The sequence below is a fragment of the Bacillus sp. ABA4_010 genome (genome assembly GCF_056159105.1).
On sequence record NZ_JBSWUN010000004.1, the window covers coordinates 389,157 to 410,546 of the forward strand.

The following is a 21,390-nucleotide window of genomic DNA, read 5'->3' on the forward strand; positions in this document are numbered from 1 at the left end:
GATGAAGAACTATACAATCTTCAGGGCTGGAAAAGGACATGTGTCCTTTTTGCTGGATCGAAAATCTATTTGGGTCAATATGATGTTCTTCCTTTTTCTCCTAGTTATGTTTCTCATTGGAGCAGGAATGGGAGAACAATACATTCAACCTTGGAGGATTATAGCCATTTTGTTCGGACAAGGAACAGAGTTTGAGCAACTGATTGTTCATTCGTTCCGCATGCCGCGCATTGTAATAGCTATTCTAGTCGGAATGAGCTTAGCTGTTGCAGGGACGATTTTGCAGGCCATCGTCCGCAACCCTCTCGCTTCTCCAGATATTATCGGGATTACGGGAGGCGCCTCTGTTGCGGTTGTTTTATTTTTGGCGTTATTTAGCGATGAAAATAATTCATTGACGGTCAGTATTCATTGGATGCCTTTAAGCGCTTTTGTTGGTGCGACCATTGTTGCGTTACTATTGTATATGCTGGCATGGAAGAATGGATTGTCACCGATTCGTCTTGTTCTTATAGGGATTGGAATGTGGGCACTTACGAAAGCGTTAACGGATTTATTTATGCTTTTAGGTCCTATTTATCGTGCCAGTCAAGCGAATATTTGGATTACAGGTTCGGTATACGGATCGAGCTGGCATAATGTGCAGATTTTAATGCCCGTGACCATCACGTTGCTGTGTATGGCAATGGTCATGATACGAAATGTAAACATTCAAGAGCTGGGAGAAGAGATTGCAATAGGGGTGGGGACGAAAATGCAACAACAGCGCCTTCTGTTGCTTCTTCTCAGTACAGCTTTAATTGGAAGTGCTGTGGCGTTTGCCGGCGGAATCGGATTTGTCGGATTGATGGCACCTCATATTGCTAGAAGGCTAGTTGGGTCTTCCTTTGGAGCGATGCTTCCGCTTTCAGCCCTTATTGGAGCCATTCTCGTATTAGGTGCGGATTCGATTGGACGGACGCTGTTTTTGCCTGTTGAAGTGCCAGCAGGCGTGTTTACCGCCGCGATTGGCGCCCCGTATTTCATCTATCTATTGTTTAAACAGCGAAATGCTTAAGAGAGGAATGACAAGTATATGCATGCATTACAAACGGAATCATTGACGTTGTCTTACGGAGATACCGTTATTATCGAAGAGCTGGACTTGGCCGTTCCGAAAGGAGAAATTACGGTGTTTATCGGTAGTAACGGTTGTGGAAAATCAACGCTGTTGCGATCGCTTGCTAGATTGTTGAAGCCACATTCCGGTTCAATTTTAATTGAAGGTGAAAGCGTGTCTAAGCTACCTACGAAAGAAATCGCTAAACAGTTGGCGATTTTGCCGCAAGGCCCTATCGCTCCGGAAGGCTTGACGGTCTTACAGCTCGTAAAGCAGGGACGTTATCCATATCAAAAATGGTACCGACAATGGTCAGAAGAAGATGAGCGGGTTGTTCATGAGGCCCTTCGTGCAACTGGGATGGAGGACTTGTCGGACCGTTTAGTCGACTCTTTGTCAGGCGGACAAAGGCAGCGTGCCTGGATTGCCATGACATTGGCGCAAGACACGGATATTATTTTACTAGATGAGCCGACTACTTATTTAGATATGACGCATCAAATTGAAATTCTTGATTTATTGTTCGCATTAAATGAAAGAGAGCAGCGTACGATTGTGATGGTGCTGCATGATTTGAATTTGGCCTGTCGTTATGCGCATCATGTCGTCGCTGTTAAAAATAAAACCGTTTATGCACAAGGAAGGCCTGAGCAAATCATGAACCGTGAACTTGTAAAAGAGGTATTCAATTTAGAGTGTGAAATAACGGTCGATCCTCTTTTTGGCACGCCTTTATGTATTCCTCATGGAAAAGGGAGAATGGTGACGGGGAAGGCAGGAATAACACATGATGTCAGTTAGGAATGAGGAATTCGCTGTTTTACAAAATCGCTATCGGGTGACAGTCCACACAGCTCCTTCTTCTTTATCTATTAAGAGTAGTGAGTTGCTCGATGAAGCACGACTGAATGATTATTTGCTGCAAGTAAAAAATAAAATGGAAGCTGTTAATTTAATGGTGGCAGCATCTCTTCTCGTGAAACGATACAGTTTTGCTGTATTGTCGCCTCTTTATGCCATGAGTGTATGGAACAAGTCATTGAATTTTTCAATTGAAAATATTTCATTGCAAACCGTTGAGGAAGACCAAACGATGTGGCAGCCTTCTATTAAGTTTGAGGATCTTTCAACCGTTTCGTGCTCGGAAGATTCTCGCTTTAGATGGCGGGAGTCCGTCTTAAAGAACATCTTCTGTCATCACGTTGATGCTTTGTTCACCAAAATGATGCGCGTTAGCAAGCTTCCGAAAATCATTATGTGGGAAAACTTATATATTTACATTGCTTGGATGTACAGTGAGTTGTTGAAGGACCCAGCGCTTTCTCACCTTCATGCGCAAATACAGGAAGATTGTGAATATATTTTAAAAACAGGGCCCGGTCATCTTTTTGGTTCTTACCATAACAACCCATTTGTCAGGTATGACCAGCCGCCGTCGTATGATGAAGAGAGCGGCAAAGAAATCAAAATACGTAAAACGTGCTGTTTTGCGTATTTAACGATTATGAAGGGGCAGCATTGTAAAACCTGTCCGGTCATTTGCGGGCGTCATGAGACAAAATAAGAAAGGAGGAAGGCGGAATGGATGAAACATTTCAAGCCCAAGTAGACGCATTAATGGAAAAATATACGGAATTATTAGTAGGGGATACCTCTGAGAATGTCATAGAAAAAGTGAAATTGTGGGCTTTATATACACATATCTCTAAATCGATGCCGGCATTGGCAAAACATTGGAACGACATGTACCCAGACTCTAAGGATGAAATGGTAAAGGTGATTAAAGAAATTAAGACCTTAAATGAAGCACATCGTCTGAATGTGAAAAAGCAATAACAGCAGGAGAGAAGAAGCTCGAAATGAAGGCGACCATCTATTCTTGTTCATTGGTAAGATGATTCAAGCTAGTTTAGCCATGGAGCTGTTCCATAAATCTCACACACTTTAGAACATGCTTTTTTCCTGTTTCATCCAAAATGAACCGTTTATTAAATCCTTTCATCTTTCTGGATTCTCGTAACGGTCCATTTTACGGGGCTGTCTAAAAGGAGGTGATTGGCTCCTTTTAGACAGCCCTATAGTGGACTTCATGGATGAGACATTAATGAACAGGGAATTGTGATTTGTATCCTGAAAATTGCTGATACGATTGCTGAAGCTTTTGCTGATCAGCCACTTCTAAGCCATACCAGCCCTTTTTAAACATCATGTTATATAAGTCTCGCTGCATGTTTTGTGTTTCAGTAAAGATGCTTAATACATCTTGATAAAGCGCATCATGACTGCATTCGTTAAGAGCCGTACAATAGGACGCTGTCATATATTTTTCCGTCGCTAAGACTTCGTTAATGAAATCACGATCATTCATCTCTGGTGTTTTCGGCACTTGAGTTTCTGGATTTTGAATTTTTTGTTGGTTCATAATGGTCACTCCTTATTGAAGCATTTGAGCTTGCTGATTATTTTGCAAGTGTTGAAGGATTTTGTCATAATGCCGCTGATGCATTTGACAGCATTGATCAATAGCAGTCGACACCTCTTGATCTGTACATTGTGCCGCAAAAGAATGAGCCTTTTTAATGGCGATTAAGTTCCAAGAAAGCATGTCCGTTAAATATAAAGAATCTTTTGTCGAAATAATTTGCGGCGGCTGTGGCATCATAGCTGTTTGTTGGCTTTGCTCGTTTTGCTGATGCATTTGCATTCTGGATGACCTCCTAATTTAAAGAAATAACGGTTTGACTAGATTGTCATAGTGAACCATGCTTTTTAGCTAAAGCTAATTAGATAGCGTCTTCTAGAAAGCGATTGAACTCGATAAGAAACTCCTGCTCAGTGTTTCTGAAAGGTGTTTTATTGGTCTTGCATATTGGCTTTTGTATACTGTTGATTTTGAGAAGTGCGCTTGCCAGATCCATCTCGTTCAATGGTTGGTCCCGCATCACCTTTCACACTTGCTGCACTCACAGCCGCTTTAGAAGGGTGTTTTTTAATTTTTGCCATTATGTTCACCTCCAAATCTTATCTTTCCCGCAATCGTTAAAATCATTAATTGATTTAAGAGATGAAGAAATTTTTAAAAGTTTTATATTGCGAAAATTCAAAAAATCATCTATATTTAGGGTAGAAAATATATTTTGTTCTCTTTTTTTTGGAATAAAAATGAATGAGTATTCATTCAAGATATAGAGGGGGATGGAAGAATGAGTTTGCGTATTCAAAAGGCGGCTGTGATTGGTTCTGGAGTAATGGGCTCTGGCATTGCCGCACTTCTCGCCAATGTGGGAATTTCAACGTTATTGCTTGATGTAGTGCCGACGCAGCTAACGAAAGAAGAGGAAGCTCGAGGGTTAACATTACAACATATGTCGGTACGTAATCGATTTAGTACAGATGCATTAAAAAAGCTGCTAAAGCAAAAGCCTGCACCGCTCACGTCAAAAGAGAATGTGGCGTTCATTCAAACAGGGAACTTAGAAGATGATTTAAACCAGTTATCCGACTGTGATTGGATTATTGAAGTGGTTGTAGAGAACTTGGAGGTTAAAAAAGAGCTGTTCAGCAAAATTGATGCCATTCGAAAGCCAGGGAGCATCGTCAGCTCGAATACGTCTGGTATTTCTGTTCATGCGATGGCACAAGGACGATCCAAAGACTTTCAGAAATGCTTCTTAGGTACACACTTTTTTAATCCTCCTCGTTATTTAAAGCTTCTTGAAATCATTCCAACTAAAGATACTAAACGAGAAATCATTCAATTGATGCAAACATTTAGTGAAGATGTATTAGGAAAAGGTGTGGTCATCGCAAAGGATACGCCCAATTTCATTGCGAATCGCATTGGAACATACGGATTGCTTGTTACCGTACAAGAAATGCTCAAAGGAGGCTATAGCATTGGAGAGGTCGACTCGGTGACAGGACCGTTAATGGGGCGGCCGAAAAGTGCTACCTTTCGTACACTCGACGTCGTAGGCTTAGATACATTTATTCATGTAGCGAACAACGTGTATGAGCATACAGACGGAGAAGAACAGGCTGTATTTGATGTTCCGGCCTTTATGAAAGAGATGGTGGCCAAAGGGTGGATTGGTAGTAAATCCGGCCAAGGTTTCTTTTTAAAGCAAGGAAAGGACATTTTGGAATTAAATCCTCATACGCTTCAATATGAGGCAAGAAAAAAATTAAAAACGACTTCCACTGAGCTAAGTAAACAAGAGAAGACATTGCCAAACAAATTGAAAGCGCTTCTATATGCAGACGATCGTGCCGGCTCTCTTCTTTGGAATATTGTCAGTCCTGTTCTGCTTTATTCCGCGCAGCTGAAAGATGAGATTGCCGATTCTATTGTGGCGGTGGACCGAGCGATGAAATGGGGATTCGGTTGGGAACTTGGACCGTTTGAAACGTGGGACGCCATTGGGTTGCGACGATCCGTTCAGAAAATGGAGGAGAACGGTCAATTGGTACCTTCTTGGGTGAAAGATATGCTAGAGAAAGGGTTTGAGTCGTTCTACCAACAACAAGAGGGGCAAGCATATTTTTACGATGGAGAAGATTATCGGCCTGTAGAGGAAAATAAAAAGGTAATTCATCTTCACACGCTCAAAGAGCAAAGCCGCATCATTAAGAAAAACAGTGGCGCAAGCTTAATCGACTTAGGTGATGATGTAGCTTGTTTAGAATTTACTTCTCCCAATAATGCAATTGGTTTGGATATTATCCAAATGATTAATTTTGCGTTGGAAGAAGTGGAGAACAACTATAAAGGTCTTGTCATTGGCAATCAAGCCAAAAACTTTTGTGTAGGGGCTAATCTTGCCATGATTTTAATGGAAGCCCAAGATGACAATTATTTTGAAATAGACATGGTAGTACGCCATTTCCAGCAGGCTATGATGAATATTAAATACAGCGCTAGACCAGTTGTAGCAGCTCCGTTTGGGATGACGCTGGGCGGAGGGACGGAAATCTGCCTTCCAGCAAGTCATATTCAAGCTTCAAGTGAAACGTATATGGGGCTTGTTGAAGTTGGAGTCGGTCTCATTCCTGGAGGCGGGGGTAATAAAGAGCTTTACATGAAACATTTAAACAATATGCCAACAGGCGTTGATTTTGATTTGCAGAAGGTCACCAATAAAGTATTTGAAACGATTGCCATGGCAAAAGTGTCTACATCGGCAGCAGAAGCGCGCGAGTTCAATTTTTTGAATAAAAAAGACCGCATTAGTGTGAATGGCGATCATCTTCTTCATGATGCCAAGCAGCAGGTGATTCATTCCTATAATCAAGGCTACAAGCCGCCAGTGCGTCAAAAGGTACCGGTAACGGGTGAAACGGGTTATGCAACGTTAATGCTTGGTGCTCAAGGGATGAAATATTCCGGTTACATTTCCGAGCATGATTATAAAATTGCGACCAAGCTTGCTTATGTCCTCGCGGGAGGAAAGGTGCCTTATGGAACAATGGTGGATGAGCAGTATTTATTGGATTTAGAGAGGGAAGCCTTTTTGAGCCTAGTTGGTGAAGCGAAATCTCAACAGCGTATGCAGCACATGCTGATAAAAGGAAAGCCATTGCGTAACTAAGGGGGATAAACGATGAGAGAAGCGGTCATTGTAGCCGGTGCTAGAACGCCGGTAGGAAAAGCGAAAAAAGGGACACTTGCCAATGTTCGTCCAGATGATTTAGGGGCATTGGCTGTGAAAGAAACATTGAAAAGAGCGGGCAATTATGAAGGACCGATTGATGATTTAATTTTCGGATGTGCCATCCCAGAAGCTGAACAAGGGCTCAATATGGCACGAAACATCGGAGCGCTTGCGGGACTTCCGTATACCGTACCAGCCGTCACGGTCAATCGCTATTGCTCTTCAGGGCTGCAAACTATTGCTTACGGAGCAGAACGGATCATGCTTGGATATGCGAACGCCATTCTAGCAGGGGGAGCGGAATCGATGAGCTTAGTTCCGATGATTGGGCATGTTATCCGTCCAAACATTAAGCTGGTTGAACATGCTCCTCAATATTACATGGCAATGGGCCATACAGCAGAGCAAGTCGCACAAAAATATGGCATTACGCGTGAGGAGCAGGATGCATTTGCTGTAAGAAGTCATGAGCGAGCCGTTCAAGCGCTGAAAGAAGGGAGATTTGCTGAAGAGATTGTGCCTGTTGAAGTCACCGTTCGTACCGTCGATGAGCAGCACAAAGTGCAAGAGAAAACCATTTTGTTTTCTCAAGATGAAGGCGTTCGCCCAGGAACTTCTCTAGAAGGATTAAGCAAGCTTCGTCCCGCTTTTTCAGTTACGGGTTCTGTCACAGCAGGAAATTCATCGCAAACGAGCGACGGCGGTGCGGCGGTGTTAATTATGGACCGAGAAAAAGCGGAAGCGGAAGGATTAACGCCGCTTGCTAAATTCCGTTCGTTTGCCGTCGGTGGAGTGCCCCCAGAGGTCATGGGAGTCGGTCCAGTTGTGGCTGTTCCGAGAGCTTTGCAGCTGGCGGGGCTTCAACTATCAGACATCGGTTTATTTGAACTTAATGAGGCCTTTGCTTCTCAGGCGATTCAAGTCATCCGAGAGCTTGGATTAAACGAAGAAAAAGTGAATGTAAATGGAGGCGCGATCGCGCTTGGTCATCCGCTTGGGTGTACCGGGACGAAATTAACATTAAGTCTTATCCACGAGATGAAGCGGCGCAATGAACAATTTGGTGTAGTAACCATGTGCATTGGCGGAGGAATGGGAGCTGCTGGGGTGTTTGAACTATTATAAGTTTTCTATTCAAAACAAAGGGGGAAACGAACGATGGGGAATCGCACAGATCAAGTAGTGAAAGGTGGAAGTTTTCTAATTGAAGAGGTACTTGCTTCACAAGTGTACACACCGGAGGATTATACGGATGAGCATAAAATGATTGCTAAAACAACAGAGGACTACGTGGTTCAGGAAGTGCTACCAGAAGTGGAACATTTAGAAAACCATGAATTTGATCGCTCTGTTAAGCTACTCAAACAAGCGGGAGACCTTGGATTGTTGGGAGCGGATGTGCCAGAAGAATATGGGGGATTAGGATTAGATAAAGTGAGCTCTGCGCTTATTGCTGAAAAGATGGCTCGTGCTGGAGGCTTTTCTATTTCGCATGGCGCGCACGTCGGAATTGGGTCACTGCCCATTGTGCTATTTGGAACAGAAGAACAAAAACAAGCGTATTTGCCGGAATTGGCAACGGGAGAAAAACTGGCGGCATATGCTTTGACAGAGCCTGGGTCTGGTTCAGATGCGCTCGGGGCGAAAACGACAGCCCGTTTAAATACAGAAGGAACGCATTATGTATTAAATGGAGAAAAGCAGTGGATTACGAATGCCGGATTTGCAGACGTGTTTGTTGTCTATGCGAAAGTGGACGGAGAACATTTTTCGGCCTTCATCGTCGAGCGTGACTTTCCAGGGGTATCAACCGGAGCAGAAGAAAAGAAGATGGGAATTAAAAGTTCTTCCACAAGAACATTGATTTTAGAAGATGCTCTTGTGCCGAAAGAGAACTTACTTGGGGATTTAGGGAAAGGTCATGTCATTGCATTTAACATTTTAAATATCGGTCGGTATAAGCTCGGAGTGGGGGGAGTTGGCGCTGGAAAACGGGCACTTGAGCTGACGGTTCAGTATGCGAATCAGCGACAACAGTTTAAGACGCCGATTTCCCAGTTTACATTAACGCAAGAGAAGCTAGGAACAATGGGGGCAAAGCTTTATGCGGCTGAAAGTTCCGTTTACCGTACGGTAGGTTTGTTCGAAGACCGGATGGGCCGTTTGTCAGCTGAAGAAGCAAAAGATGGAAAGCAAGTCGCCGCTTCTATTGCTGAGTATGCGATTGAGTGTTCATTAAATAAAGTGTTTGCAACAGAAATGCTCGATTACCTTGTAGACGAAGGCGTGCAAATTCATGGCGGCTACGGGTTCATGGCCGAGTACGAAATTGAGCGCATGTACCGCGACTCCCGAATTAATCGCATTTTTGAAGGGACAAATGAAATCAATCGTCTCCTTGTACCAGGAACTTATTTGCGCAAGGCGATGAAAGGAGAACTGCCGTTGCTCCAAAAAGCACAAGCACTGCAAGAAGAATTAATGATGCTCATGCCAGAAGAAGTAGGAGACGGCGTGTTGGAGCAAGAGAAATATTTAGTCAAAAATGCGAAGAAAATCGGTCTGCTTATGATGGGACTCGCTGCGCAAAAGTACGGAAAAGCGCTCGAAAAAGAACAGGAAGTGCTAGTGAATATCGCGGATGTCATTAACAATGTGTATGCAATGGAATCAACCCTCTTGCGGACGGAAAAAGCTATCGAGAATAAAGGAGCGGAGAAAAATGAATTGAAGGTTCTTTATACACAAGTATTTTGCCAAGAAGCCTTTAATGAAATTGAAGCACATGCGAAAGAAACGCTCGTCGCTGTTGAACAAGGAGATACGCTTCGTATGATGTTGTCGGCCCTTCGCAAGTTTACGAGACATACGCCAATCAATGTCGTAGCTAAGAAGCGCCAAATTGCCAGTATCTTAATTGATGCCGAACGTTATATCGTATAAGAACGGGATCAATCGTTTGCTTTTCGTCTTTCAATCAAATTTGTTTGTGACCTTGCAACAGGGATCTCCTTGAAAGGGGATTCCTGTTTTTAAGTGAAAAGAAAAATAGGATGTGTTAAAATACGAAAAAAAGCCCAAAATATACAGGTAGGTGTGACGAATGACCATTAAATTTTATACATATCCGAAGTGTGGAACATGCAGAAAAGCGAAAAAGTGGATGGACGATCACGGAGTCTCCTATGAGGAAATTCACATTGTCGAACAGCCTCCTTCCAAAGAAGAGATTCAGTCATACTATCAAGCAAGCGGACTGGAGCTGAAAAAATTTTTTAACACGAGCGGCATGAAATATCGTGAGCTTGGCATGAAAGACAAGATGAAAACAGCGACAGAACAAGAATTGTTAGAGATATTAGCGTCAGACGGTATGTTGCTGAAGCGCCCTCTAGTGACGGACGGTAAACAAGTAACGGTCGGATTTAAAGAAGAGCAATTTCAAGGAACATGGGCGTAGATGTCGTTTCCTTTTCGTGTGTTTTTCAACTGACCAACATGCTGAAAAATTTTTACCCGTGCGGTCATAGTTTGAAATAGAAAAAGTAAGGGAATTACGTTACACTAAAAAGTAGCTTGTTTGTAAAATGTTGCTATTCAAAAAGGAGCATTGAACTTTAAACCATTGTTGGAGGGATTAAGATGAATACACCGAAAGAATTGCGCTATTCTGAAGAGCACGAGTGGGTAAAAGCAGAAGGAAATGTAGTACGTGTAGGAATTACGGATTTTGCTCAATCGGAGCTTGGGGACATCGTATTTGTTGAATTGCCAGAAGTAGGCGCAACAGTACAAGCGGACGAGCCATTTGGAAGTGTGGAATCAGTTAAAACGGTTTCTGAATTATACGCTCCAATTAGCGGAAAAGTAGTCGAAGTGAACGAAGATTTAAATGACAACCCGGAATTTGTGAATGAATCACCATATGAGAAAGCATGGATGATTGTTATTGAGCCATCTGATGCAAGTGAAACAGATAGCTTAATGACAGCTGAAGAATATGAAAAAATGGTAAACGAAGGATAACGTACCATTAAAAACGGCGGACTATCTGATTTTTCCGCATGAATACGGGCACCCTATCACTAAAGGAACTTTAGGAAGGGGTGTCTGTTTTATGTTTGAAAAGCAAAAATTAGATGTAACGGATCGAGTAACTGCCAAGTTCCGCCACGACGGTATGGACTTGTATATGGAAAAACAGCCCATCGGACAAGCTATTATTGGTGAACGCGGTTATCAATATGAGCTCGAGCCGGGTTATGAACACGAACAATACAAATTTTATCAATATGTAGATGTACCGGAAAAAAATGATATGAAATATACAGATTGCGATTCGGATGAGGGTTGGTGTTAAGAATAAACAGAAGGAATCTGAAAGGGAGAACATCGCTTTTCAGACACTTGCGCAAAATGGACCGTTACGAAAAACCAGCAAGAAGAAGGGTTTGGATAAACGGTCCATTTTGCATACGAAGAAAAGCCATCAGAAATTTTTCTTAAGGCCAGAGAAGATGGGAGAGCGTTCTTAAAGAATTTGTTAAGACATGAAAAAAACAGGGAAACAGTTAAAATGTAACGAATATTGTATAATGGAGAGGAAGACTTTCCGCTTCACATACAACTGATGAATAATAGGTGATGGTTATGTCAGTAGAAGAAAATGGAAAAGTAATCATTGTGGAAGGCAGATCTGACAAAAAAAGAATTGAGAGTATCATTAAGGAGCCGATTGAAATTATTTGTACGAATGGAACCATTAGCGTATCTCGATTGGATGAAATTATTGATACCATTGATCAAAAAGAAGTCTACATTTTAGTGGATTCAGATGAAGCCGGGAACAAACTTCGAAAACAGTTTAAGCGAGAATTGCCTGAAGCCGAACATTTGTATATTGATAAGATGTACAGGGAAGTAGCTGCAGCGCCTAAAAATCATATTGCAACGGTGCTGTTGAGCGCGAATATCGACGTAAATGCGGAATATTTAATATAGGGTTAAAGGAATGGACAAACATGATTGAGTGGAATGAAGAACAGTTGGATCATGAGCTAAAAGAAAAAGGCGAAGCGGCCATTTTCTTTTACACGCCTTTATGTGGGACATGCCAACTGGCGAAAAAAATGGTTATGGTAGCGGAAGCCATGACAGAAGGAACAGAAGTAGGTATGTGTAACTTAAATTTCATGCCAGCTAAAGCAGCTCACTATGAAATTGAAAGCGTGCCGTGTTTGGTTATAGTAAAAGAGCAGGAAATTCAAAAGAAAATATATGCTTTTCATTCGATAGAATATGTTTTAGAGGAGTTAAAATCCATTTAAATGCACTAGATGGATTGATTTGAGCGTGTTTGGCGCGCTCCTCGTGTCTAGATGACAGATTGTCAATACGTCATTGACGTTGTCTAGTTATGACGTTAAAGAGAGAAAGGAGCCCTCGTTACAACATCCTGTTTATGGAGTGTGGTAGTGGGGCTTTTATTCATAATAGAATCGTGGAAGTTATTGCCTCATTGGTGAGACGGGATAGCACATATAACGACAAATTTCTTGGGAAATAGCCATATCTTTTCTGTTGATTTAATTTTCAGAAATATGTTACTATTCATATAGAACTAGTTATAAAACAAGCGAAATTCATCTGGACAGTAGAAAGATGTAAGTCAAATAAAAAATGAACTTATCGAGAGAGGTGGAGGGACTGGCCCTGTGAAGCCCGGCAACCGGTTATTCAACACGGTGCCAAATCCAGCAGGGCATGGCGCCCTGGAAGATAAGAAGAGTGTACAACCCCCTCTTCTTTCAGAAGCGGGGGTTTCCATTTTAAAGAGGGAGAGTGGGAGTATGTCTACGAAAAAGGAATATCGTTTAGAAACAGTTGGAATTCATGGGGGATTAACGGCCGATTCGGCGACAGGAGCACGCTCATTACCGATTTACATGTCTAACGCCTATCAGTTCAACAATACAGAACATGCGGCCGATTTATTTGCGTTAAAAGAGGCCGGCTATATTTACTCGCGCATACATAATCCAACGGTGACGACTTTTGAAGAGCGGATTGCTCAGTTAGAGGGTGGCGTTGGAAGTTTAGCTGTAGCAAGCGGAATGGCGGCCATTACGACAGCTGTGTTGAACTTGGCAGGAGCAGGCGATGAAATCGTGTCCGCTTCGAACTTGTATGGAGGCACTTACAATTTGTTTGATACAACGTTACCAAGGTATGGGATTAAGACAATCTTTGTCGACCCATCCAATCCAGAAAACTTCCGCCAAGCGATTACACCGAAGACGAAAGCATTGTATGCTGAAACAATCGGCAATCCGAGCTTGAATGTGCTTGATATTGAAAAAGTGGCTGAGATTGCTCATGAAGCGGGCATTCCGCTCATTATTGATAACACGTTTGCTACACCTTATTTATGCCGACCAATTGAACATGGGGCTGATATTGTCATTCACTCGGCGACAAAATGGCTGCTTGGCAATGGAACGACATTAGGCGGTGTAATTGTTGACGGAGGTAAATTTGATTGGAACTCGCCTAAATTTCCGGGATTTACGACACCGGATCCAAGTTATCATGACATTGTATATGCAGAGGCGTTAGGGCCGTTAGCGTATATTGTGAAAGCGAGAGTTCAGTTGCTTCGCGATATTGGCGCATCGATGAGCCCATTTAATGCATTTCAATTCAGTCTTGGATTGGAAACTCTCCATGTGCGGATGAAAGAGCATGTAGCAAATGTTCGGAAGGTAATTGCTTACTTAGAGCAGCATCCTGCCGTTGATTGGATTCTTTATCCAGAATTAGCGGACCATCCTCAGCATGAAGAGGCGAAAAAATATTTGCCAAAAGGGGCAGGTGCGGTATTAGTATTCGGCATTAAAGGGGGAAGAGAAGCCGGACAGAAACTCATCAACTCGGTTCAGCTTTGGTCTCATGTAGCCAATGTGGGCGATGCGAAAAGTTTAATTATTCATCCTGCTAGCACGACTCATCAGCAATTAAATGCAGAGCAGCTGAAGGCTGCGGGGGTCAGTGAAGATTTAATTCGCTTGTCTGTTGGGATTGAGCATATTGATGACCTTGTAGAAGATTTAGAGCAGGCCATTAAAGAGGCGACGGGTTTGACGTCATCGGCTGTGAACATATAAAAACCAAAAAACGCGTGAATATAGTCGACAAAACCGTGATAGAAGATTCCGCTTTTGTTGAGTATTAAAAATAGAGTGAAAATACAACTAATTGATTGACACTTGAATCATGTCCATGCTACAATCACTTTCGTACCTTTTAGACAATAAACGACAAACTTAAATAGATAACGATAAGTACTCTTATCAAGAGAGGTGGAGGGATATGGCCCTATGAAGCCCGGCAACCGTCAGTGTAAACTGAAATGGTGCCAATTCCATCAAAGCAGATTGCTTTGAGAGATGAGAGAAAGGACCGAACAATTGAAGCCTTTCTACTCATATGTAGAAAGGCTTTTTAATTTGTCTGGACATGTTTAGAAGCGGATCAACAAAGAATAAGGCTCAAAAGAAGGTGAGAAGGCATGATTACATTAACAGGTGTCAAAAAAATCTATCGCGCGAAACACGGGAATGTGACAGCGGTAGATAACGTTAATTTAGAAATCAAATCTGGGGAAATCTTTGGGATTATCGGATATAGCGGAGCAGGGAAAAGCTCTTTGATCCGGCTGCTGAACGGTCTTGAAACACCGACAGAAGGAACGGTTGAAGTAGCAGGAAATGACATTGGTCGAATTAAAGGAGAAAAGCTCCGTAAAGCTCGGCAGGAAATCAGTATGATTTTCCAGCATTTCAATCTGCTATGGTCGCGTACAGTAAGGGAAAACATCGCGTTTCCTCTTGAGATTACAGGTGTTCCGAAAAGCGAACGGATGAGACGAGTAGATGAACTCATCAAATTGGTTGGATTAGAAGGCCGGGAGGATGCGTATCCGTCTCAGCTGAGCGGAGGACAAAAGCAACGTGTCGGCATCGCTCGCGCATTAGCTAATAATCCTAAGGTATTACTTTGTGATGAGGCAACTTCTGCCCTTGATCCGCAAACGACGGATGCCATTTTGGACTTGCTTGTGGACATTAATGAACAACTTGGGCTAACAATTGTTTTAATTACGCATGAGATGCATGTCATCCGTAAAATTTGTCATCGTGTGGCGGTCATGGAGAGCGGACAAGTCGTAGAGCAAGGGGAAGTATTGGAAGTATTCCGAAATCCAAAACAGCCAATTACGAAAAGATTCGTCAAACAAGTGACAGAGCCGGAACAAACAAGAGAGACCATTGAGCATCTTGTCAGCCAACATCCGGACGGAAAGATTATTCAGTTAACATTTGTGGGTGAATCAGCGGAACAGCCGCTTATTACGAACTTGATTCGCAATTTTGATTTGAATATAAACATTTTGCAAGGGAAAATTTCACAAACGCAAAAAGGATCATACGGAACCTTGTTTGTGCAATTACTTGGAGAGGCAAATGTGATTGAAAATGCGATTGCCTTTGTAAGAGAAAACAGAGTGGAAGTCGAGGTGATTGAAAATGAATAGTCAATGGTTTGAGCTACTGAAATGGGATAAACTAATGGATGCCACTCAGGAAACCATCTATATGACTTTTCTTTCAGTTGCCGCTACTTTCGTGTTAGGGTTATTACTTGGGTTGTTATTATTTTTAACAGCAAAAGGGAACATGTGGGAGAACCGTGCAGTTAATACAGTCATTGGAACATTTGTGAACGTGTTCCGCTCCATTCCCTTTATCATTTTAATTGTCCTGTTAATTCCAGTGACGAAGCTGTTGGTTGGAACCATTCTAGGGGCCAACGCTGCATTGCCTGCGCTAATTATTGGAGCTGCCCCATTTTATGCTCGAATGGTTGAGATTGCTTTAAGAGAAATAGATAAAGGTGTTATTGAAGCATCTCATTCGATGGGAGCGTCCAATGGACAAATCATCTTTAAAGTACTCATTCCGGAATCTCTGCCGGCGTTAATTTCAGGTATTACCGTGACGGCGATTGCCTTGGTCAGCTATACAGCAATGGCTGGTGTCATCGGAGCGGGCGGCTTAGGCAACTTTGCTTATTTAGAAGGGTTCCAAGGAGGCAGTCCATTCTTAACATTTGTGGCAACTGTCGCTATTTTAATCATTGTATTTATCATCCAATTTATTGGAGATTATTTCACTAAAAAGCTTGATAAAAGATAACTTAGGAGGAACTAAACATGAAAAAATTACTTGGTTTCATGATGGCTGCTGTATTGCTTGTCGTTTTAGCCGCTTGTGGCGGAGCAGAAAAAGAAGAAAGCACAGCAACAGAAGGTGGCAACAAAAAATTAGTAGTAGGAGCTTCTGCAATTCCACATGCTGAAGTATTAGAAGAAGCAAAGCCATTGCTTGCTGAAAAAGGAATTGACCTTAAAGTTCAAGTGTTCCAAGACTATGTATTACCAAACGTGACGTTAAAAGAAAAAGAACTTGATGCAAACTACTTCCAAACACCAGGTTATTTAGAACTTGAAATGGAACAAAAAGGTTATGATTTTGTAAGTGTAGGGGAAGTTCATAAAGAACCAATCGGCATTTATTCTAAAGAATATAAAGATTTAAACGACCTTCCTGAAGGTGCAAAAATTATTATGAGTAACTCGTTCAGCGACCATGGCCGTATTTTGCCAATCTTTGAAAAAGCGGGTGTCATTAAACTTAAAGAAGGTGTGGGTCAAAACGCACGCATCGAAGACATTGTTGAAAACCCGAAAAACCTTGATTTCTCTACTTTAATTGAAGCAAAGCTTTTAGCGACGTCTTTCGAAAATGGTGAAGGTGATGCGGTGGCAATCAATACAAACTATGCTATCGAAGGGAAAGTAAACATTAAAGAAGATGGCATCGCGTTTGAGGGAAGCGACGTTGTTCCATCTAACTTAGTTGTTGTTCGTAATGGTGATGAAAACCGCGAGGAGATTCAAGCGTTAGTGGAAGTTCTTCAATCAAAAGAAATTCAAGATTTCATTAACGAGAAGTATCAAGGCGCAGTGATCCCAGCTGCACAATAATGAAATACAAGGGGACTAAAGGGAACGGCCTGTCCGTCTTTTTAGTCCCCGCTTGTCTTTTCAGAGCATACATTCTTTAACTTTAAGCATACTACTAACGTTGATGAAATCATGAGATGGGAGTTGACGTTAATGATGCATGAAGGACGTACTTCGACTGAAAATGCTTTGTTGAATTATAAAACGGGGATTGGCCAGTTTACCGAAAAGCTTCCGAAAGTAGCGCATGCTTTCAACACGTTTACAGAGGCGTGCTTTGAAGAAGGTGCCTTATCTAAACAAGACAAGCAGCTCATCGCTCTCGGCATTAGCCTAGTCGCTCAAGATGAGTATTGTATGATTTATCATACAAAAGGATGTTTAGATCAAGGTGCTTCTGAACAGCAAATTTTAGAAGCGTGTGGCGTTGCCGCTGCTTTTGGCGGTGGTGCTGCTATGAGTCAAGCAGTCACGCTCGTACAGGAATGTATTCAAGAACTAAATCAGCAAACTCATTAATAACCGCTTGTGCAGTTGGGAAGGGTGATTGGGAACGGACAAAGATTTCAGCCCGTTTTCAATCACCCTTCATACATAGTGGCCATAGACCCATCACGAGTAAAAATAAGATGATTTTCACTATCTAGATAGGGTTAAAAGGTTGCGATAACTTTTCACTTGTTATAAGATTGTAATGAGAATAAAATGAGAATGGATTAAAATAATGATGTAAGAGGTACAATCCTAGATATACGTCATATTATTGGAGGTTTTATCATGGCTGGTTCAACTTTAACAATTAAAGATCTTCATGCTTCAATTGATGGAAAAGAGATTTTAAAAGGTGTTAATTTAGAAATTAAAGGTGGAGAAATCCATGCAATTATGGGACCGAACGGTACAGGTAAATCTACGTTATCTTCGGCAATTATGGGTCACCCTAAATATGAAGTAACACAAGGAAGCGTATTACTGGACGGAGAAGATGTGCTTGAAATGGAAGTAGACGAGCGCGCACGTGCAGGTCTATTTCTTGCGATGCAATATCCAAGTGAAATCAGCGGTGTAACGAATGCGGACTTCTTGCGCTCTGCAGTAAATGCACGTCGTGAAGAAGGCGATGAAATTTCGTTAATGAAATTTATCCGCCAATTAGATAAAAGCATGGACTTTTTAGAAATGGACCCGGATATGGCACAACGCTATTTAAACGAAGGGTTCTCAGGTGGAGAAAAGAAGCGTAATGAAATTCTTCAATTAATGATGCTTCAACCGAAGATTGCAATCTTGGATGAGATTGATTCAGGATTAGATATCGATGCATTAAAAGTTGTATCAAAAGGTGTTAACGAAATGCGCGGAGAAGACTTCGGCTGTCTTATCATCACTCACTATCAACGTCTATTAAACTACATTACACCTGATCGTGTTCATATTATGATGCAAGGACGTATTGTAAAATCAGGCGGCCCTGAATTAGCGCAACGCTTAGAAGCAGAAGGGTATGACTGGGTTAAAGAAGAGCTAGGGATTGAAGACGAAACTGTTGGGCAAGAAGCGTAAGCGTTAGGAGGATTAACATGACTATCGAGACGAAATTACCATTCGATCAAGAGTATGTCAGCAGCTATTCGAAAGAAGCTGGGGAACCGAGCTGGCTTCTCGACCTTCGCTTGCATGCTCTGGCAAAAGCGGAACAACTTCCGCTCCCGAAACCGGATAAGACGAACATTACAAAGTGGAACTTTACATCATTTAACAGCCATATGGCGAATACAGCGGTTGTTTCATCAATTGATGAACTGCCAAATGAAGTAAAAGAACTGATTAATCAAGATGATGTGAAAAATTTATATGTACAGCGTGACCAAACAGCAGCATACATTGTTCTTGCTGACGAATTAAAAGAACAAGGTGTTATTTTTACAGACATCCGTACAGCTGCTAAAGAGCACGGTGACTTATTGCAAAAATATTTCATGAAAGATGGCGTAAAAGTAGATGAGCACCGTTTAAGCGCGCTTCATGCTGCCTACATGAATGGAGGCGTATTTGTATACGTACCAAAAAATGTAGAAGTAAAAGAACCGCTACAAGCTATTTTTGCCCATGAAAACAATGAAGCAGCGTTATTTAATCATGTCATTGTCGTAGCAGATGACAACAGCTCAGTCACATACGTAGAAAACTATGTATCGACAACGGAGCAAGGAATCATCAACATCGTGACAGAAGTGTTTGCCAATGCAAATGCGAAAGTGACATTCGGAGCAGTAGATTATTTAGGGAAAGAAACAACGACATATGTGAACCGCCGCGGAGTAGCAGGTCGCGATGCACGTATCGAGTGGGCGCTTGGTTTGATGAACGAAGGAAACACGGTTTCTGAAAACATCACTTATTTAATGGGAGATGGCTCTTACGGCGACACCAAAACAGTAACAGTGGGTCGTGGCGAACAATCTCAAAACTTTACAACAAGTGTTGTCCACTATGGGAAAAACTCAGAAGGCTACATTTTAAAACATGGTGTTGTGAAAGATAATGCGAGCTCCATCTTTAATGGAATCGGCAAAATTGAGCACGGCGCTTCAAAATCGAACGCAGAGCAAGAATCCCGCGTGTTGATGTTAAGTGAAAAAGCACGTGGAGATGCGAACCCAATCTTATTAATTGATGAAGATGATGTAACAGCGGGTCATGCAGCTTCTGTCGGACGTGTAGATCCTATTCAGCTTTATTACTTAATGAGCCGCGGAGTTCCGCAAAAAGAGGCGGAAAGACTTGTTATTCACGGATTCTTGGCACCAGTTGTAAACGAATTGCCAATTGAAGCGGTCCAAAAGCAATTAGTGGAAGTTATCGAAAGGAAAGTACGCTAATGAATGCTCGAGATATTCGCGAACTTTTCCCGATTCTTCACCAAGATGTCAACGGACATCCGCTTGTCTATTTGGACAGCGCGGCAACTTCACAAAAACCGATTTCGGTTATTGAAGCGTTGAATCAATATTATCGCGGGTATAACTCGAACGTACACCGAGGAGTTCACACCCTTGGTACAAAAGCAACAGACGGTTACGAAGGTGCCCGTGAAAAGGTCCGTAAGTTTATCAATGCTAAATCGACGGAAGAAATTATTTTCACTCGTGGTGCAACCACTGCTTTAAACGGAGTGGCTTCAAGCTATGCACGCCAAAACTTGAAGGCTGGCGATGAGATTGTCATCACTTACATGGAACATCATGCAAACATTATTCCATGGCAGCAAGCAGCCAAAGCGACAGGTGCTGTGTTGAAGTATATTCCGTTGACCGAAGATGGACGCCTCGATTTAGAGGACGTTAAAAAGACGATTACCTCCAATACCAAAATCGTATCTGTTATGCACGTTTCCAATGTTCTGGGGACGATTAACCCGATTAAAGAAATTGCGAAAATTGCTCACGAACACGGGGCAATCATGGTTGTGGACGGAGCGCAGAGTACACCGCATATGAAGATTGATGTACAAGATCTTGATTGTGATTTCTTTGCGTTTTCTGGTCACAAAATGTGTGCACCGACAGGTATTGGAGTATTATATGGCAAGAAAGCATTGCTTGAAAACATGGAGCCTTTCGAGTTCGGGGGCGAAATGATTGACTTTGTGAACTTGCAAGATTCTACGTGGAAAGAGCTTCCATGGAAGTTTGAAGCAGGTACTCCGATTATTGCAGGAGCGATTGGGCTTGGAGCGGCGATTGATTTCTTAGAAGAGGTCGGCATGGAACATGTAGAAGCTCACGAGCATAAGCTCGCTCAATATGCAATGGAACGTATGTCGGAAATAGAGGGCATTACAATTTATGGTCCGAAAGAGCGTGCTGGAGTGGTAACGTTCAACATTGAAGATGTTCACCCTCACGATGTCGCGACGGTATTGGATATGGAAGGTATTGCAGTACGAGCGGGGCATCATTGCGCTCAACCGCTTATGAGGTATTTAGAAGTAAGTGCGACAGCCCGCGCGAGCTTCTATCTGTATAATACAGAAGAAGAGGTTGATAAGCTTGTTTCGGCATTAATTAAAACAAAGGAGTATTTTACCAATGTCTTTTAATAACAACCTTGATCAGCTGTATCGTCAGGTTATCATGGACCACTATAAAAATCCGCGCAACCGTGGTGTCCTTTCTGAAGACACGGTGACGATTAATATGAATAATCCAACTTGCGGTGACCGCATCCAGCTTTCTTTAAAGGTTGAAGAAGGCAAGGTTGTGGACGCGAAGTTTGAAGGTGAAGGCTGTTCGATTTCCATGTCTTCAGCGTCCATGATGACACAGTCTATTAAAGGTCAGTCCATTGAACATGCAATGGCGCTTTCGACTATCTTTTCTGATATGATGCAAGGAAAGGATTATGATGATAGCCTTGATTTAGGCGACATGGAAGCTCTACAAGGTGTTTCTAAATTTCCTGCCCGCATCAAATGTGCAACCTTAGCATGGAAAGCGATGGAAAAAGGTTTGAGAAATCAATCTGAGACGGAGTAAAATCCCAAACCTATCAAA

Annotated in this window: 24 protein-coding genes and 2 riboswitches; of the genes, 21 read left to right on the top strand and 3 right to left on the bottom strand. The window is 42.2% G+C overall.

Annotated features, from left to right (window positions below; genetic code table 11):
* Position 1 precedes the first annotated feature (1 nt).
* Genes ACXAEO_RS21445 through ACXAEO_RS21460 form a run of 4 tightly spaced genes read left to right on the top strand, consistent with a single transcriptional unit; the run spans position 2 to position 2,935 of the window.
* Positions 2-1,057 (top strand): FecCD family ABC transporter permease, encoded by a 1,056-nt coding sequence (locus ACXAEO_RS21445; protein ID WP_474885124.1) that lies wholly within the window; start codon positions 2-4, stop codon positions 1,055-1,057.
* Positions 1,058-1,075: 18 nt separating this feature from the next.
* A complete protein-coding gene (locus tag ACXAEO_RS21450; protein ID WP_474884901.1) occupies positions 1,076-1,900 on the top strand; it encodes an ABC transporter ATP-binding protein in 825 nt (274 codons plus the stop codon).
* Positions 1,887-2,663 (top strand): iron reductase, encoded by a 777-nt coding sequence (locus ACXAEO_RS21455; RefSeq protein WP_474884903.1) that lies wholly within the window; start codon positions 1,887-1,889, stop codon positions 2,661-2,663. The genes ACXAEO_RS21450 and ACXAEO_RS21455 overlap by 14 nt, the downstream gene beginning before the upstream one ends.
* A gap of 17 nt (positions 2,664-2,680) precedes the next feature.
* A complete protein-coding gene (locus ACXAEO_RS21460; RefSeq protein ID WP_474884905.1) occupies positions 2,681-2,935 on the top strand; it encodes a DUF2573 family protein in 255 nt (84 codons plus the stop codon).
* Between the two features lie 265 nt (positions 2,936-3,200).
* Here the strand turns inward: ACXAEO_RS21460 and ACXAEO_RS21465 are convergent, their stop codons facing one another.
* The 3 genes from ACXAEO_RS21465 to ACXAEO_RS21475 all read right to left on the bottom strand — a co-directional run bounded on the left by ACXAEO_RS21465 (position 3,201) and on the right by ACXAEO_RS21475 (position 4,102).
* Positions 3,201-3,521, bottom strand: coding sequence for a spore coat protein (locus ACXAEO_RS21465; protein ID WP_474884907.1), 321 nt, complete (start codon positions 3,519-3,521; stop codon positions 3,201-3,203).
* A 12-nt stretch (positions 3,522-3,533) separates the two neighbouring features.
* Positions 3,534-3,803 carry a hypothetical protein gene (locus ACXAEO_RS21470; RefSeq protein WP_474884908.1) on the bottom strand — a complete coding sequence of 90 codons (270 nt, stop codon included), beginning with the start codon at positions 3,801-3,803 and terminating at the stop codon, positions 3,534-3,536.
* A gap of 149 nt (positions 3,804-3,952) precedes the next feature.
* On the bottom strand, positions 3,953-4,102 hold the full coding sequence (locus ACXAEO_RS21475) for a YuzL family protein (RefSeq protein ID WP_474884910.1): 150 nt from the start codon (positions 4,100-4,102) through the stop codon (positions 3,953-3,955).
* Between the two features lie 200 nt (positions 4,103-4,302).
* On the opposite strand from ACXAEO_RS21475, the gene ACXAEO_RS21480 reads away from it, so the two are divergent.
* The 17 genes from ACXAEO_RS21480 (at position 4,303) to sufU (ending at position 21,372) form a co-directional block, all read left to right on the top strand.
* Positions 4,303-6,687, top strand: a complete 2,385-nt coding sequence (locus ACXAEO_RS21480) for a 3-hydroxyacyl-CoA dehydrogenase/enoyl-CoA hydratase family protein (protein ID WP_474884913.1) — start codon at positions 4,303-4,305, stop codon at positions 6,685-6,687.
* A 12-nt stretch (positions 6,688-6,699) separates the two neighbouring features.
* Entirely contained in the window at positions 6,700-7,875 is a 1,176-nt protein-coding gene (locus ACXAEO_RS21485) for an acetyl-CoA C-acetyltransferase (protein WP_474884915.1), read from the top strand.
* A gap of 33 nt (positions 7,876-7,908) precedes the next feature.
* Positions 7,909-9,693: an acyl-CoA dehydrogenase family protein gene (locus tag ACXAEO_RS21490; RefSeq protein WP_474884918.1), complete on the top strand. Its 1,785-nt coding sequence runs from the start codon at positions 7,909-7,911 to the stop codon at positions 9,691-9,693.
* A 160-nt stretch (positions 9,694-9,853) separates the two neighbouring features.
* Positions 9,854-10,210 carry an arsenate reductase family protein gene (locus ACXAEO_RS21495; RefSeq protein ID WP_474884920.1) on the top strand — a complete coding sequence of 119 codons (357 nt, stop codon included), beginning with the start codon at positions 9,854-9,856 and terminating at the stop codon, positions 10,208-10,210.
* Positions 10,211-10,392: 182 nt separating this feature from the next.
* Positions 10,393-10,776, top strand: a complete 384-nt coding sequence (gcvH, locus tag ACXAEO_RS21500) for a glycine cleavage system protein GcvH (RefSeq protein WP_474884921.1) — start codon at positions 10,393-10,395, stop codon at positions 10,774-10,776.
* Positions 10,777-10,867: 91 nt separating this feature from the next.
* A complete protein-coding gene (locus ACXAEO_RS21505; RefSeq protein ID WP_474884923.1) occupies positions 10,868-11,110 on the top strand; it encodes a YusG family protein in 243 nt (80 codons plus the stop codon).
* A gap of 284 nt (positions 11,111-11,394) precedes the next feature.
* A complete protein-coding gene (locus tag ACXAEO_RS21510; protein WP_474885127.1) occupies positions 11,395-11,751 on the top strand; it encodes a toprim domain-containing protein in 357 nt (118 codons plus the stop codon).
* A 20-nt stretch (positions 11,752-11,771) separates the two neighbouring features.
* The gene (locus ACXAEO_RS21515; protein WP_474884925.1) at positions 11,772-12,077 is read left to right on the top strand and encodes a thioredoxin family protein; all 306 of its coding nucleotides are present in this window, start codon (positions 11,772-11,774) and stop codon (positions 12,075-12,077) included.
* A 355-nt stretch (positions 12,078-12,432) separates the two neighbouring features.
* A riboswitch (SAM riboswitch) is annotated at positions 12,433-12,535 on the top strand.
* Between the two features lie 64 nt (positions 12,536-12,599).
* Positions 12,600-13,913 carry an O-acetylhomoserine aminocarboxypropyltransferase/cysteine synthase family protein gene (locus ACXAEO_RS21520; protein ID WP_474884926.1) on the top strand — a complete coding sequence of 438 codons (1,314 nt, stop codon included), beginning with the start codon at positions 12,600-12,602 and terminating at the stop codon, positions 13,911-13,913.
* 180 nt (positions 13,914-14,093) lie between these two features.
* A riboswitch (SAM riboswitch) is annotated at positions 14,094-14,202 on the top strand.
* Positions 14,203-14,317: 115 nt separating this feature from the next.
* Positions 14,318-15,343, top strand: a complete 1,026-nt coding sequence (locus tag ACXAEO_RS21525) for a methionine ABC transporter ATP-binding protein (RefSeq protein ID WP_474884929.1) — start codon at positions 14,318-14,320, stop codon at positions 15,341-15,343.
* Complete coding sequence (locus tag ACXAEO_RS21530) at positions 15,336-16,004, top strand: methionine ABC transporter permease (protein ID WP_474884931.1); 669 nt, start codon at positions 15,336-15,338, stop codon at positions 16,002-16,004. Before ACXAEO_RS21525 ends, ACXAEO_RS21530 begins: the two co-directional genes overlap by 8 nt.
* A 17-nt stretch (positions 16,005-16,021) precedes the next feature.
* Positions 16,022-16,855, top strand: a complete 834-nt coding sequence (locus ACXAEO_RS21535; RefSeq protein ID WP_474884932.1) for a MetQ/NlpA family ABC transporter substrate-binding protein — start codon at positions 16,022-16,024, stop codon at positions 16,853-16,855.
* 132 nt (positions 16,856-16,987) lie between these two features.
* Positions 16,988-17,353: a carboxymuconolactone decarboxylase family protein gene (locus ACXAEO_RS21540; RefSeq protein WP_474884934.1), complete on the top strand. Its 366-nt coding sequence runs from the start codon at positions 16,988-16,990 to the stop codon at positions 17,351-17,353.
* A gap of 258 nt (positions 17,354-17,611) precedes the next feature.
* Positions 17,612-18,397: a Fe-S cluster assembly ATPase SufC gene (sufC, locus tag ACXAEO_RS21545; RefSeq protein ID WP_474884936.1), complete on the top strand. Its 786-nt coding sequence runs from the start codon at positions 17,612-17,614 to the stop codon at positions 18,395-18,397.
* A gap of 17 nt (positions 18,398-18,414) precedes the next feature.
* On the top strand, positions 18,415-19,716 hold the full coding sequence (gene sufD, locus ACXAEO_RS21550; protein WP_474884938.1) for a Fe-S cluster assembly protein SufD: 1,302 nt from the start codon (positions 18,415-18,417) through the stop codon (positions 19,714-19,716).
* Complete coding sequence (locus tag ACXAEO_RS21555; protein WP_474884940.1) at positions 19,716-20,936, top strand: cysteine desulfurase; 1,221 nt, start codon at positions 19,716-19,718, stop codon at positions 20,934-20,936. Before sufD ends, ACXAEO_RS21555 begins: the two co-directional genes overlap by 1 nt.
* Entirely contained in the window at positions 20,926-21,372 is a 447-nt protein-coding gene (gene sufU, locus ACXAEO_RS21560) for a Fe-S cluster assembly sulfur transfer protein SufU (RefSeq protein WP_474884942.1), read from the top strand. Before ACXAEO_RS21555 ends, sufU begins: the two co-directional genes overlap by 11 nt.
* Positions 21,373-21,390: the final 18 nt, after the last annotated feature.